At 72.3% G+C, this 12203-nt stretch carries 12 protein-coding genes; 5 read left to right on the top strand and 7 right to left on the bottom strand.

Going from position 1 to position 12203, the window contains the following annotated elements; all coding sequences use genetic code 11:
- Positions 1-71: 71 nt before the first annotated feature.
- From fae to ACLBWX_RS11650, 7 genes are all read right to left on the bottom strand, one after another.
- Positions 72-584 (bottom strand): formaldehyde-activating enzyme, encoded by a 513-nt coding sequence (fae, locus tag ACLBWX_RS11680; RefSeq protein WP_056220318.1) that lies wholly within the window; start codon positions 582-584, stop codon positions 72-74.
- Between the two features lie 190 nt (positions 585-774).
- The gene (locus ACLBWX_RS11675) at positions 775-1662 is read right to left on the bottom strand and encodes a triphosphoribosyl-dephospho-CoA synthase (RefSeq protein ID WP_447677224.1); all 888 of its coding nucleotides are present in this window, start codon (positions 1660-1662) and stop codon (positions 775-777) included.
- Positions 1659-2570 carry an ATP-grasp domain-containing protein gene (locus ACLBWX_RS11670; RefSeq protein WP_447677223.1) on the bottom strand — a complete coding sequence of 304 codons (912 nt, stop codon included), beginning with the start codon at positions 2568-2570 and terminating at the stop codon, positions 1659-1661. Before ACLBWX_RS11670 ends, ACLBWX_RS11675 begins: the two co-directional genes overlap by 4 nt.
- Before the next feature lie 189 nt (positions 2571-2759).
- Positions 2760-3746 (bottom strand): methenyltetrahydromethanopterin cyclohydrolase, encoded by a 987-nt coding sequence (gene mch, locus ACLBWX_RS11665; RefSeq protein ID WP_447677222.1) that lies wholly within the window; start codon positions 3744-3746, stop codon positions 2760-2762.
- Positions 3743-4717 carry an ATP-grasp domain-containing protein gene (locus ACLBWX_RS11660; RefSeq protein WP_447677221.1) on the bottom strand — a complete coding sequence of 325 codons (975 nt, stop codon included), beginning with the start codon at positions 4715-4717 and terminating at the stop codon, positions 3743-3745. The genes mch and ACLBWX_RS11660 overlap by 4 nt, the downstream gene beginning before the upstream one ends.
- A 197-nt stretch (positions 4718-4914) precedes the next feature.
- Positions 4915-5808, bottom strand: coding sequence for an NAD(P)-dependent methylenetetrahydromethanopterin dehydrogenase (locus tag ACLBWX_RS11655; RefSeq protein ID WP_447677220.1), 894 nt, complete (start codon positions 5806-5808; stop codon positions 4915-4917).
- 110 nt (positions 5809-5918) lie between these two features.
- Positions 5919-6905: a beta-ribofuranosylaminobenzene 5'-phosphate synthase family protein gene (locus tag ACLBWX_RS11650; RefSeq protein WP_447677219.1), complete on the bottom strand. Its 987-nt coding sequence runs from the start codon at positions 6903-6905 to the stop codon at positions 5919-5921.
- Between the two features lie 355 nt (positions 6906-7260).
- Between ACLBWX_RS11650 and ACLBWX_RS11645 the strand changes: the two genes are divergently transcribed.
- From ACLBWX_RS11645 to ACLBWX_RS11625, 5 genes are all read left to right on the top strand, one after another.
- Positions 7261-8340 (top strand): formyltransferase, encoded by a 1080-nt coding sequence (locus tag ACLBWX_RS11645; RefSeq protein WP_447677218.1) that lies wholly within the window; start codon positions 7261-7263, stop codon positions 8338-8340.
- The gene (locus tag ACLBWX_RS11640; RefSeq protein WP_447677217.1) at positions 8334-9977 is read left to right on the top strand and encodes a formylmethanofuran dehydrogenase subunit A; all 1644 of its coding nucleotides are present in this window, start codon (positions 8334-8336) and stop codon (positions 9975-9977) included. Before ACLBWX_RS11645 ends, ACLBWX_RS11640 begins: the two co-directional genes overlap by 7 nt.
- Positions 9978-10046: 69 nt before the next feature.
- Positions 10047-11003 (top strand): formylmethanofuran--tetrahydromethanopterin N-formyltransferase, encoded by a 957-nt coding sequence (gene fhcD / locus ACLBWX_RS11635; protein ID WP_447677216.1) that lies wholly within the window; start codon positions 10047-10049, stop codon positions 11001-11003.
- Positions 11000-11797 carry a formylmethanofuran dehydrogenase subunit C gene (locus ACLBWX_RS11630; RefSeq protein WP_447677215.1) on the top strand — a complete coding sequence of 266 codons (798 nt, stop codon included), beginning with the start codon at positions 11000-11002 and terminating at the stop codon, positions 11795-11797. Before fhcD ends, ACLBWX_RS11630 begins: the two co-directional genes overlap by 4 nt.
- A gap of 140 nt (positions 11798-11937) precedes the next feature.
- Positions 11938-12144, top strand: coding sequence for a hypothetical protein (locus tag ACLBWX_RS11625; RefSeq protein ID WP_447677214.1), 207 nt, complete (start codon positions 11938-11940; stop codon positions 12142-12144).
- The last annotated feature ends 59 nt before the right edge of the window (positions 12145-12203 follow it).

Here is a 12203-nt window from a genome sequence, read left to right as displayed (position 1 = left end):
ATGGAAGCCAGTCGCTGGAGCAGGCCCCGCGGTGCGGGCGGAGGCGCGCTCTGCCCAGGACTGCCCCCGATCTAAGCGTTCGACGCGAAGGGGTGCGAAGCGGAGTTGCGCTGCTCGGTGACGACGGCAGCGGTGGGCTCGCCCTTGACGGCGCGCTCGATGGAGAGCTTCACGGCATCGTAGTTGTACTTCTGGATCTTGGCGTCGTCGGCCGCTTCCCAGTGGATGAACACGCCGACCAGGATGAACAGGTCGTCGGCCTCGTCGGCGGGAATCGTGCCCTCGGCCACGCAATCCTGAACGGCCTTGGCCACGCCGTGCTGGGCGGGGCCGAACATCTGGACGGCCTGACGGGCGTCGTTGATGGTGACCTTGTTGAACATCAGGGTGTTCGGCTTGCAGGGCAGGTTCGGCGCGATGACCGCGAGCAGGCTGGTGAAGCCGTGCTTGTTGTTCACGAGGCCGTTGCAGAAGGCGGCTTCGGCCGGCGAACCGCGCGGTCCGATGATGAGATCGATGTGGGCGACCTCGTTGCCATCGCCGACGAGGGCCTCGCCGACCAGAACCTTGTTGATCTTCGCCATGTGGGGTTTCTCCCAAAGTCTTGAAAAGACGTGACCGCCCCCGAGCTTCAGGCGCGGTCGGCAGCTATCCTTGTTCACGGCGTCCAGTCCATCGAGGGACCGGACCGGTTAGCCCGGATCGCGGCGCGGACCCTACTCTGGGGCCTTGCCGGGAACAACCCTGCGCGGGGCGTACGGCCTGGCAATTTATTCATCGCCGGCCGGAACCTTCGTTTGAGGCGGCGAAATCTTCACCGGGCCGAGCGTTTTTGCTGTCGGCTTCGAGGAGGCGGGCGAGAAACAGCGTGGCCACCGTGAAGTCCGCGCTGGTGCCCGGGTTGAGGCGGGCCGCCTTCCAGGCCCGGTCCCGGTCGAGCAGGGCCTCCACAGGCGCCGTTTCGAGGTCGAGGGCGAGCAGCGCCTCCGCCTCGGCGCGAAGGGCCTCCGCCCGGCCGGGGCCGTGCTTGCGCGCCACGTGGCTGTCCGGCACCCGGGCGAGGTAGGCGAGGTAGACGGCGGTGGTGCACCAGGGCGGCGCCAGGCCCCGCGCACGGGCGGCCGCCAGGGCCGGCAGTCCGATCGCGAACAGATCGGCGAATCCGGTGACGTAGGCTCGCGCGATGGCGTCGCGCGGGGCGGCGTCCGCCATGGCGGCCCGGAGCGAGGCCGGGGCCGCCGCATCGGTGACGTCGTGGCGCTCGGCCCGGCCGAGACCGCCCGGATTGGCCCGGCGGATCGCGGCGTACACGTCGCGCGCATCGGCGGCGTCGAGGCCGTCGAGCCGAGTCGCGAGGGCGGGACGGAGGGGTGGGCCCGCCTCGGCCGCCAGGGCCAGGGGCGCGCAGAGGAGCAGGATGCCGAGATTGGTGTTCTGGCCGACCCGGTCCATCGTCGCCTCGACCGCCCCGAGCACGCGCCGGCCGACCGCTGCGCCGGCCTCGGCGAGGGCAGGGGCCGAGACCTCCGCGCTCGCCACGAAATCCGCCACCGCCATGCGGTGGCCGTCGGCGAAGGCGTGGACGTTGCCGGGCTTCAGGGCGTCGAGTTCGTCGAGGCAGCTCGCCCGATAGGCGGCGGCGATGGCCTCGGGCGCGATCATCCGAGGGCCGAGACGAGCCGGGGCGGGCGGGCCGCACGCACGGCGTTGAGGAAGCCGCGGGCGACGGCGAGCGCGATGTCGACCTCGGTGACCCGCTGCAGCCCGGACCAGGCCGGCATCGAGTTCACCTCCAGGACGAGGTAGCCCCCCTGCCCGTCCTCGACGAGATCGATGCCGGAATAGTCGACGCCGACCGCGGCGGCCGCCCGCTCGGCGAGCTCGGCGGCGGCGGGCGGCATCGCCCAGGCCAGGGGCCGGCCTCCGCGATGGACGTTGGTGATCCAGCCGTCACCCTCGCGGATCATGCCCGCGATGGCGCGGCCCTCGCAGACGAAGACCCGGTAGTCGCGCCAGAGGCCGTCGCTGCGGGCGACGTAGCGCTGGAGGTAGTAGACCCGGGACACCGCCTCCTCGCCGGGCAGGTCCTCCGGGCGCTCGATCAGCTGGAGTCCCTCGCCCTGCGAGCCGAAGAGCGGCTTCAGCACCAGGGGACGGCCGGGCCGCGCCTCCCGCGCCACGATCTCGGCGGCGGCCTCGCGCTTCGAGAGCACGTAGGTCTCCGGGGTCGGCAGGCCGGCCCGGGCGATGAGCAGGCTCGTCATCGCCTTGTCGACCGAGCGCTCGATCGCGCCGGGGGAATTCCACACGACGGTGCCGGCGGCCACCAGGGCGTGCAGGACACCCAGCCGCATGGTCGTCGCCTCGAAGGTGCCTCCCGCGATGGTGCGCAGGAGGACGCCGTCCGGCAGGGCCTCGAAACCGGGCACGCGCAGGGGCTCGGGTCCCCCCGTCACCACCGCGACGTCGGCCATGGAGAACAGCAGCGGCTCGGCGCCGAGCTGTTCGAGGGCGGCCTTCAGGCGCGCCTTGTGCCAGTTGCCGTTGTCGGCCGCGAGCCCGATCCGCATTGTCTTTCGCAAACCTCGAACGTGAAAACCCTTCTCCCCCCGGCGGGAGAAGGTGGCCCGCGTCAGCGGAACGGGCCGGGACGAAGTCCCGCAAGGGAGGAGCGCCCCCTCCGGAAACCTCGCCCCCTCTCCCGCCTGCTCCGCAGGCACCCTCCCCCGCAGAGGGAGGAGGGTTCATGCGTCGGCTCTCTACCGGAAGGAGGCTTCCACCAGCTCCGGCATCAGCCGGCCGCCGCGAAAACTCTTTCCGGTGGTGACGGAGGTGACGATCACCTCCGCCGGGCTGAAGAGGGCGCCGTCGATCTTGTAGAAATCGCCGTTCACCCGGGCGAAGATGTCGGCGAAGGGGGCGCCGTGGTCGGCCGAGTTCGACGAGGGGATCTGCTCGGCGAGCTGCTGCGCATCGGCGTCGTCGGCCTCGACGAAGAGCTGCACGCGGCCGCCGTAGATGATGGCGTCGTTGGTGCGGCCCATGGCCTGGATGAAGTCCGGGTGCTGCGGCGAGAGCGGGGCGGAGCCGATGCCGTCGACGATTCTGTGGAGGTCGAAGCCGACGGTGTGGGCCTTGTGCAGGGCGACCTCGAGGACGCGGGCGACGACCTGGGTCGAGCCGGCCAGGCTCTGGGTCGGGGCGTAGATGAAGGTCAGCTGCTCCGGCGCCAGGCCGGTGGCCTCGGCCACCTTGGCGACGACGGAGGCCGGCGGTCCGCCGGCCGCCTCCAGCACCAGGGCGGTCTGGGTCGCCGTGTCCTTGTAGCCGAGCTCGCCGTAGAGGTCCTCCACCACCGCGACGGCGCGGCCGGGGCCGGAGCCGAGGGCGAAGAACCCGGAATCCCCGGTCTCGTCGGCGAGCGACCAGCCGGCATACTGGCTCCCCAAGCAGGCGATGACCGGATCGGCGGCGTGCACGATCACCGAGTAGGGCCAGGACGTGATCGGGCCGGAGGGCGCGATCGAGACGGTGCCGAGGCCGCCGAGGCAGATCTCGGCGATCCGACGCCCAGCCTCGATGGAGCCGCGCACGTTCGCGCCGGCGTCGACGATGCGGGCGCCGTTCTCGGTGGTGACGGACAGGCGCAGGGCCTCGGCATCGGCGACCAGCCGCTCCACCAGGGGGGCGGTCAGGGCGTTGACGCTCGGAAACGGGAATTTCGCGCCGCTCGGGCTGGTGGTCATGGGTGTCCCTCCGTCAGGGCGAGCAAGGTCCGCAGTTCCGCGGCCCGGCTTCGCAACATCGCTCTCGTGGCGGCCGAGTCCGGCCCTGTGGCGAACAGGGTGCACAGCGGTGCGTGGCGCGCCACCGTGGTGCCGGGTCTTGGGCGGTCGCGCACGAAATCCGGCCAGGAGATCGGCGGCATCGGCGCGTAGCCGCTGGCCGCGTAGCAGATTTCCGACGCCGCCGCATCCATCGGTGCGGGTTCCGGATCGGGCAGACGGCCGAGGCTCGCCGCGATGTGCAGGGCCAGGAGCGGCGTTCGGCGCCGGTCCAGCACGTCGAGGGTGGCGCCCGGTCGCGGGTTGATCTCGGTGAGCCACCAATCCTGCCCATCCACGAGGCCGTCGGCGCTGGCGAGTCCCCTGAGGCCGGTCGCCGCCGCGAGGCGGCCGATCCCGGCCGCCATCGCCGCCGACAGCCCCGGCTCGAGCACCGGCGGCTCGTGGGACGCCCGCTCCAGGGCGCCGGCGTAGCGGTAGGGCCGGAGGGGAGACGGGGCACTCCACTGCTCGGTGACCCCCACCACCTGGATCGCGGCGCCGTCGGCCAGGATCGCCAGCGACACGGCCCGTCCCGGCACCCGGGCCTGGAAATAGGCGCCCGGCGGCGCGGGGCCGCCCGGCGCGGCGCGGATATGCGTGCCGCCCGATCCCCCCGCCCGCTTGAGGAGCCAGGCGGCCCTGTTGGGCACGGGATCGCGGGTGACGGCCGGGTGCGGGACGCCCTGCGCCCGGCAGAGCGCCGCGAAGGCGAAGGGGTCCTTGAGGGCGGCCACGCAATCCGGCCCCGCGCCGAGGAGGCGGTGGCGTCCCGCGATGGCCCGCATCAGGTCGGGGGCGGCCTCGAAGCCGCTGCCGAGGACGAGGCCGAGGGTTTTTTCCCCGCCGAGGGATGCGAGCGCGTCCAGACGCGCGAGGAGTGTTTCGCCCACGAGCCCGGCCCCGAGCCGGCCCTCGGCCTGTTCATACGCTTCGGCCAGGGAACGCGTGTCGGCATCGCCGAACAGGTCGAGGACGAGGGGCCGTAGGCCCGCCCGCCGCGCCGCCTGGGCGAGGGCGCGGCCGGACTGGGCGGCGATCAGGAGGGTTCGACCGGCGAGGGCCGGTGCCGGCTCCGACGGGCCGGGCGTCAGCCCGCCACCTCGACCGCCAGCGTGTAGGCGTCGCGGAAGTCGAGGCAGAGCGGCTCGTCGGCCTCCAGCATCCGGCGGAAGAGGCGGGATTCGGTCTGGTACTTCACGTTGCCCACCGCCAGTGCCCCGATGCCGACGCCCCGACCCGTGGGCAGGGGCACGTCGACGGCGTTGACGTCGATGCCGGCGATGCCGGCGGGCGGCACGGCGTTGACATCGGAGGCCACGAGCAGCTTCGGGGCGGATTCGAGGTCCTCTGCCGTGAGGATCGGGATGCCGGCCGGGCCGGCCGAGAGGATGACGTCGGCGTTCACGATGGCGGCGCGCCGGGCGGCCACCGTGGTGCCGTCCACCGCCTCGACCTCGACGTCGAAGCGCCAGCGCATGGTGTTGGCGATCTTGCTGACGCGCTCCTCGCCGTCATGGCCGACGAGGACGGCCTTGGCGCCGTGCAGGGCGCCGATCACCGCGGCGACGTAGGCGACGACGCCGGCGCCCCCGAAGATGACGATGCGCTTGCCTTCGAGACCGGTGTCGAACTTCGCCTTCAGGGCGCGGGTCACCTCCGCGACCATCGCGGCGCCGGTGGTGAAGGAGCCGGCGGGATCGGCGAAGATGTGGTTGGCGAAGGGCGGCACCAGGGCCTTCTTGGCCCGGTCCATCATGTCGAGGGCCTCCTCGGCGTTCTTGCCGCCGATGAAGATCCCGGTGCGCACGCCGTCCTGGGGTGCGCGCGAGAAGATCGAATCCTGCACGAGCGTCGTCACGTCCGCCAGCGTCGCATTCGCGTAGGTGGCGATGGTCTCGAAGCCCGCATCCACGGCCATGTTCACGTCGAACGGGCTCATGTGCTTGAGGGGCGTGATCATGTGCAGGATCGAGCGGGCCATCGTCGGACTCCCTTCGTGCTGTGACGCGGCCCGATCGTGCGCCGAGGCGTCGAATTGTCAAAACCTGCCCGAGGCGGGCGGCTCGAAGCTCGGCTCTACCGGACTTCGTCTTAAAGCGCGGTGACCGTCGCGCCGGTGTTGCGCCCCCGGGCGACCAGGAATTTCAGTGGGCCGGGTCGCTCCAGCATCGCCACGAGGGCGCGGGCCTCGGCCTCCGAGGGCATCAGGGCGAAGCCGGTCGGTCCCCAGGAGCTCTGGCCGTAGCCCATGATCCCGAACTCGGCGATGGCGGCGAGCGCTTCGGCCACGGCCGGGCTGGCGAAGCGGCCGCCCTGATGAGGAGCGAAGTGGTCGCCGATGAGCTGCTGGATCCGGGTGATGCCGGCGCCGAACCCCTCCGGCTCGGCCGTGACCGCAGCGGGCAGCACCTGCATCAGCACGATGCGGCAGATCTCGGCGGCCTGGGCTTCCGGGAAACGCGGCAGGTCGCGGAAGGCCGCGACCTCGCGGGTGCCGTGGACGCCGGTCATGCCGGTGTCGAGGATCAGCACGACGCGCCAGGCCTCGGGATAGGCCAGCCGGGCGATGACCGGCGGCGGATTGCCGTCGGGGTCACGCCCGCCATCGACGATGAGGCCGCCCTGGGTGAAGGCCGCCAGCCCGACGCCCGAGCGGTTGCCCCGGTCGAGGGCATTGGCGAAGTCCTCCGGCGCGAAGGGCCGCCCGGCGAGGCCAGCCAGGGCCGCTGCCACGCTGAGCGCCAGCTGGGTGCCGGAGCCGAAGCCCGCATGGGCGGGGATGGCGGATTCGATGGTGAGCGCGGCGTGACCGGCGATGCCGAGATGCCCGGCGGCGGCGAGCGCATAGGCTGCGGCGCGGCGCGCCTCCGGCCCGGTCACGTCGAGGCGCCCGGCCGGCCGCGCCGCCAGGGTCACGGCGGGGGCGTCGAGGGCGAGGCCGATGCTGCCGAAGCGCCGGCCGAGGCCGCCATGCAGGTCGAGGAATCCGAAATGCAGGCGGGCGGGGGCGTGCACGCGCAGGCCGGTGCCGGGTTCGCCCGGCCCGCTCGGGGGCCGCATCACGTCGATCCCCTCCATCGCGACCCGTCCTCCCGTTCCATACGGCCTCGTGCCCCGTCGGGCCGCCGATCCCGCGCCGCCGGCTTCTCCCACGGAGGGCCGACCCGTCGCAAGCGCATCGGGCAAATCTCCCGGCGCGGCGCCGCGGTCCCGATGACTCCTCCCGCGATGACTCCTCCCGCGATGACTCCTCCCGCGAAGACTCTTCCCGCGGAGCCGGGCTCCTGATTCGCGCCGGACGGTTCCGGGGGGTTGCCTGGGGGACGGCGGCGATGCAAACGTGCCGCCCCAACGACATGGACTGGCTCAGTCCCGCCGCGCGCGACGCCGAATACGGTGCGCGCCGGGCCCTCGAATTTCCAAGGTGCAACGCATGGCGGCCTGGGTGAAGGGTGGTGCGACGGATGCGGAAGCGGCGGTGGAGGCCGCCGCCACGCTCCTCGCTTCAGCACAGACGGCTGTCCTGGCGGGTCTCTGCGCGGAGTTGAGCGCGGTGCGCGCGGCCTATCACCTGGCCGACGCCCTCGGCGCCTCCGTCGATCCCGTGGCCGGCCCGAGCCTCTATGCCGAACTCGGCTCCCTGAGCCGCACCGGCGCGATGACGACGACGCCGGCCGAGGCCGTCGGCCGGGCCGACGCGGTCCTCATGGTCGGCAACGCGCCCTGGGACCGCCCGATCGTCCAGGACATCGCCGGCTCCCAGGCGACCCGCGGCCGTGCCGCCGGCTCGGAGCGGGTCATCCTGTCCCTCGGCGGCCCGCGCAACGGCGCCACCCGCCACGTGGCCTACCCGGCCGAGGCCGGCGGCCTCGCGGTCTCGATCGCGCATCTGCGCGCCTTCCTGAAGGGCAATCTCGGCGGCGAGGCCGCCTATGCCGACCTCGCCCGGCGCCTGAGCACCGCGCAGTACGGCGTCGTCCTGTACGACCCGGCCGAGATCGGCGAACTCGGCGTCGAGATGCTGCAGGGCATGGTGAAGGACCTCAACGAGGTCACGCGCTTCTTCGGCCTGCCCCTCTCCGATCCGTTCCAGGGCCGCGCCCTCCTGCAGCTCGCCGCCTGGACCACCGGCCAGGCCCCGCGCGTCGGATTCGGCCGCCATGTGCCCGAGCACGATCCCTGGCGCTTCGACAGCGCCCGCCAGATCGCGGCCGGCGAGGCCGACGCCGCCCTGTGGCTCGCCTCCCTCCCCGCCCCGCGCCCCGACTGGCTCGGGACCCTGCCGAGCATCGCCATCGTGGGCGTCGGCAGCCCCGAGGCCGGCGGCGACGTCGCCGACGTGGTGTTCGCCGTGGGCGTGCCCGGCGAGACCGCCGGCGGCAGCCTGTGGGACGAGCGCCGGGCCGCGATCACCTACGTGCCGGCTTCCGGCCAGACGGCCGAGCTGAGCGCGGCCGGCATCCTCACCGCCATCCACGAACGCCTCATGCAGAAGAAGGCCGCCGCATGCTGATCCGGATTCACGGGGGCCGGGTCGTCGACCCGACGGCCGGCCGCGACGCGGTCGGCGAGGTCTGGATCGAGGACGGCCGCGTGGTGGCGCCGTCCGACCGCGCGCCGGACCGGACCATCGACGCCACCGGCTGCGTGGTGATGGCGGGCGGCGTCGAGGTCCATTCGCACATCGCCGGTGGCAACGTGGTGATGAGCCGGCTGCTCCTGCCCGAACTCTACGCCAGCGAGGCCGCGCCCGAGGGCCATCCCTTCGCCCATGCGGGCGGCTCAGCCGCCTGGATCGGCGCGAACTACGCGCGGATGGGCTACACCCTGGCGGTCGAGCCGGCGATGCCGCCGTCCAACGCGCTGGCGACGCAACTCGAACTCGCCGACATCCCGCTCCTCGACCGCGGCGCCCTGACGGTGATGGGCAACGACGACCACCTGCTCCAGCTCTTGCGGGCGCGCGAGGGCAAGGCGGCGGTGCGCGACCTCGTCGCCCTCTCGGTGGCCACCTCGCGCGGCCTCGGCGTCAAGTGCATCAATGCGGGCGGCGCCTCGGCCTTCAAGGACGGGATGCTGAAGCTCAGCCTCGACGACGAGATCCCGGTCTACGGCCTCTCCACCCGCAAGATCATGGGCGCGCTCCTCGATGCGGTCGAGGAGATCGGCGTGCCGCACCCGCTGCACGTCCACTGCAACAACCTCGGCATCCCGGGTGCCGACGAGTCCTTCGTGGCGACCCTGGAGGCGGCGGAGGGCCGGCGCATCCACTTCGCGCACGCCCAGTTCTACGGCTACGGCGTTGCCGACCCGGAGAACCCGCTCACCGGCGGGTTCCGCTCGGCGGCCGAGCGCATCACGGAAGCGATGGAGGCGCACCCGAACGCCACCTACGACGTCGGCCAGGTCGCCTTCGGTCAGACCGTGACGATCTCGCTGGACATCCTGCGCCAGTTCGCCGGCCGCAAGGGCGCCAACCCGAAGAAGTGGATCGTCACCGCGGGCGACGCGGAGGGCGGCGGCGTGGTGCCGTTCCTCTACAAGCCGCGCGGCCCGGTCAGCTCCCTGCAATGGGCGATCGGCCTCGAGCTGATGCTCCTCTCGAAGGAGCCGGAGCGCACCATCCTGACCACCGACCACCCGAACGGCGGTCCCTTCACGGATTACCCGCGGATCATCCACTTCCTGATGGACAAGGAGGAGCGCGATCGCGAGATCGCCGGCCTGCACAAGGTCATCGCCGAGCGCTCCGGCTTGTGCGCCATCGAGCGCGAGTACAGCTTCTCGGAGATCGCCCAGCTCACCCGCTCGGGACCCGCCAAGCTCCTCGGCCTCGCCGACCGCGGCCACCTGCGCGAGGGCGCCAGGGCGGACGTCGCGGTCTATCGCGACGACCCCGACCGCACGGCGATGTTCGCCCGCGCCAAGCTGGTCCTGAAGGACGGCGAGACCATCGTGGAGGACGGCGAGGTCGTGGCCTGGCGCTCCGGCCGCACGCTGGAACTCACCGTGGAATCCGACAAGGCGATGGTGGCCCGCTCCGAGACCTACCTGCAGGACCGCTTCGGCACCGGCCTCAAGAGCTTCGCGGTGCCCGACGAGGCCTTCCCGAAGCCGGACGTGTTCACGGAGGTCGCATGTCGGACTTGAGAAGCATGTCGGACCTGAGAACCATGCCGGGCTTGATCGAAATGCGTCGCGTGGGGACCGGTGACTGAGATGACGGACCTCACCCTCAACGGCATTCCGGTGATCGACACCTTCGCGGAGGCGTTCGACGTCGCCGGCACCGCGATCGTCATCACCAACGACACGCCCAAATGGGCGATGATCGCCGCCACCGTGATGACGGGCTTCGCCACCTCGGTGATCGGCTGCGGCGCCGAGGCCGGGATCGACTGCGAGCTCTCCCCCGAGGAGACTCCCGACGGGCGCCCCGGCGTGCGCGTGCTGCTGTTCGGCTTCGAGCCGAACGGCCTCAAGGACCAGCTTCTCAAGCGCGTCGGCCAGTGCATCCTCACCTGCCCGGGCACCGCGTGTTACGCCGGTGTGGATGGCCCCACGAAGATAAAACTCGGCGGCGCCATCCGCTACTTCGGCGACGGGTTCGCCGTGGCCAAGCGCCTGACCGACCCGGTGACCGGCAAGGCCCGGCGCTACTGGCGCATCCCCGTCATGGACGGCGAGTTCCTGTGCGAGGACTTCGTCCGCGCGGTGGATGGCGCGGTCGGGGGCGGCAACCTGCTGTTCCTCGGGCGCAAGCACGCCGACACCCTCAAGGTCGCCGAGATCGCGGTCGAGGCCGCCCGCGCGGTTCCGGGGGCGATCCTGCCCTTCCCCGGCGGTATCGTCCGCTCCGGCTCGAAGGTCGGCGCCCGCACCAAGGGCATGATGGCCTCCACCAACGACGCCTATTGCCCGACCCTGAAGGGCCGGGCCGGCACCGAACTCTCGGCCGAGGTCGGCGTCGTGCTGGAGATCGTCATCGACGCGCTGACCTCCGACGCGGTCGCCGACTCGATGCGCGCGGCCCTGCACGCGGCCACCGAGGCCGGGGCCGCCCACGGCCTCGTCGCGGTCACGGCCGGCAATTACGGCGGCAATCTCGGCCGCCATCACTATCACCTGAAGAACCTGCTCTCGAAGGAGCCGGGCAGCGAGGCCGGACCGGCATGAGCACCCTCACCCTGCGCCAGGAGCCGCCGGAGCGGCTCGACCTCCTGCACGTCAACCCGTTGTCCCTGAGCGGCCTCGGCGAGGCCGAAGCGGCCAGGCTTCCCGTCGGCACCAGCCGGCGCGGCCTGACGCTGGGCGATTGCTTCACGCTCGCCCTCGACGGCTCGGACGACCTCGTCATCCAGGGGGGCTCGTCGCGCCTCGACCGGGTCGGGGCTTCGCTGAGCGGTGGGAGCATCCGGGTGCTCGGCGATGTCGGCCAGCGCCTCGGGGTGGGCATGCGGTCGGGCTCCGTCACCGTCACGGGCTCGGCCGGCCCCTTCGCGGGCTCCGGCGCCACCGGCGGCACGATCACGATCGAGGGCGATGCCGGCGACCATGCCGGCGGCGCGGTCTACGCGGCCAAGGCCGGGCTCGACGGCGCCACCCTGGTGATCCACGGCTCGGCGGGTGACTATCTCGGCGACCGCATGCGGCGCGGCCTGATCCTGGTGGGCCGGGCCGGCGCCTATGCGGGCGCGCGGATGATCGCCGGCACCATCGCGGCGACCAGCCTCGGCGACCATCCGGGCTTCGGCATGCGCCGCGGCACCATCCTGGCCGGCGGAGTCGGCGCCCTGACCCCGAGCTTCGTCGAGACCGGCACGCACGATCTCGTGTTCCTGCGGCTGCTGGCCCGCTCGCTCCGGCCCCTGAGCCCCGTCCATGCCGACCTCGCGGCCGGCGCGCTCACGCGCTACTCGGGCGACCTCGCGACCCTGGGCAAGGGCGAATTGTGGGTGGCGGCCGCCTGAGGGCACCCGGACCCTCACGATCCGGGCGATCGAACCGCCGGACTTGCACAATCCTCCCGATCGGACGACCTTCATCGTCCGCGGGCTGGCCCCATCATGCCGACCTCCCGCGCATCCTCAGCGTGAACCCGGCGTCACCGATGCTCATCCTGCTCTCGATCTGCCTCCTGGCGCAGCCCTCGGAATGCCGCGAGGACAAGATCGACCTCTCATTCGAGGCGCGCAGCCCCACGGTCTGCCTGCGCAACTCCCAGAGCGCCCTCGCCAAGTGGCAGGAGGAGCACCCGGAATGGCACGTCACCAAGTGGCGCTGCGCCGTCCGGGGCAGCCAGCCGCGCGATCTGTGAAGGGGCGCGGGCGAGGGGTCTGAGGCTTTGGCCGAACCGCGTCGCCTTGCCTCTTCGGC

The sequence above is a fragment of the Methylobacterium sp. M6A4_1b genome (assembly GCF_053345175.1).
This window is presented reverse-complemented; position numbering and strand designations above follow the sequence as displayed.

Coding starts and splice junctions, on each gene's coding strand:
- mch (WP_447677222.1), bottom strand. CDS start 3,746: ATGACCACCAGCCCGAGCGGCGCGAAATTCCCGTTTCCGAGCGTCAAC.
- fhcD (WP_447677216.1), top strand. CDS start 10,047: ATGACGGACCTCACCCTCAACGGCATTCCGGTGATCGACACCTTCGCG.
- ACLBWX_RS11640 (WP_447677217.1), top strand. CDS start 8,334: ATGCTGATCCGGATTCACGGGGGCCGGGTCGTCGACCCGACGGCCGGC.
- ACLBWX_RS11625 (WP_447677214.1), top strand. CDS start 11,938: ATGCTCATCCTGCTCTCGATCTGCCTCCTGGCGCAGCCCTCGGAATGC.
- ACLBWX_RS11675 (WP_447677224.1), bottom strand. CDS start 1,662: ATGATCGCGCCCGAGGCCATCGCCGCCGCCTATCGGGCGAGCTGCCTC.
- ACLBWX_RS11645 (WP_447677218.1), top strand. CDS start 7,261: ATGGCGGCCTGGGTGAAGGGTGGTGCGACGGATGCGGAAGCGGCGGTG.
- fae (WP_056220318.1), bottom strand. CDS start 584: ATGGCGAAGATCAACAAGGTTCTGGTCGGCGAGGCCCTCGTCGGCGAT.
- ACLBWX_RS11655 (WP_447677220.1), bottom strand. CDS start 5,808: ATGGCCCGCTCGATCCTGCACATGATCACGCCCCTCAAGCACATGAGC.
- ACLBWX_RS11650 (WP_447677219.1), bottom strand. CDS start 6,905: ATGGAGGGGATCGACGTGATGCGGCCCCCGAGCGGGCCGGGCGAACCC.
- ACLBWX_RS11670 (WP_447677223.1), bottom strand. CDS start 2,570: ATGCGGATCGGGCTCGCGGCCGACAACGGCAACTGGCACAAGGCGCGC.
- ACLBWX_RS11630 (WP_447677215.1), top strand. CDS start 11,000: ATGAGCACCCTCACCCTGCGCCAGGAGCCGCCGGAGCGGCTCGACCTC.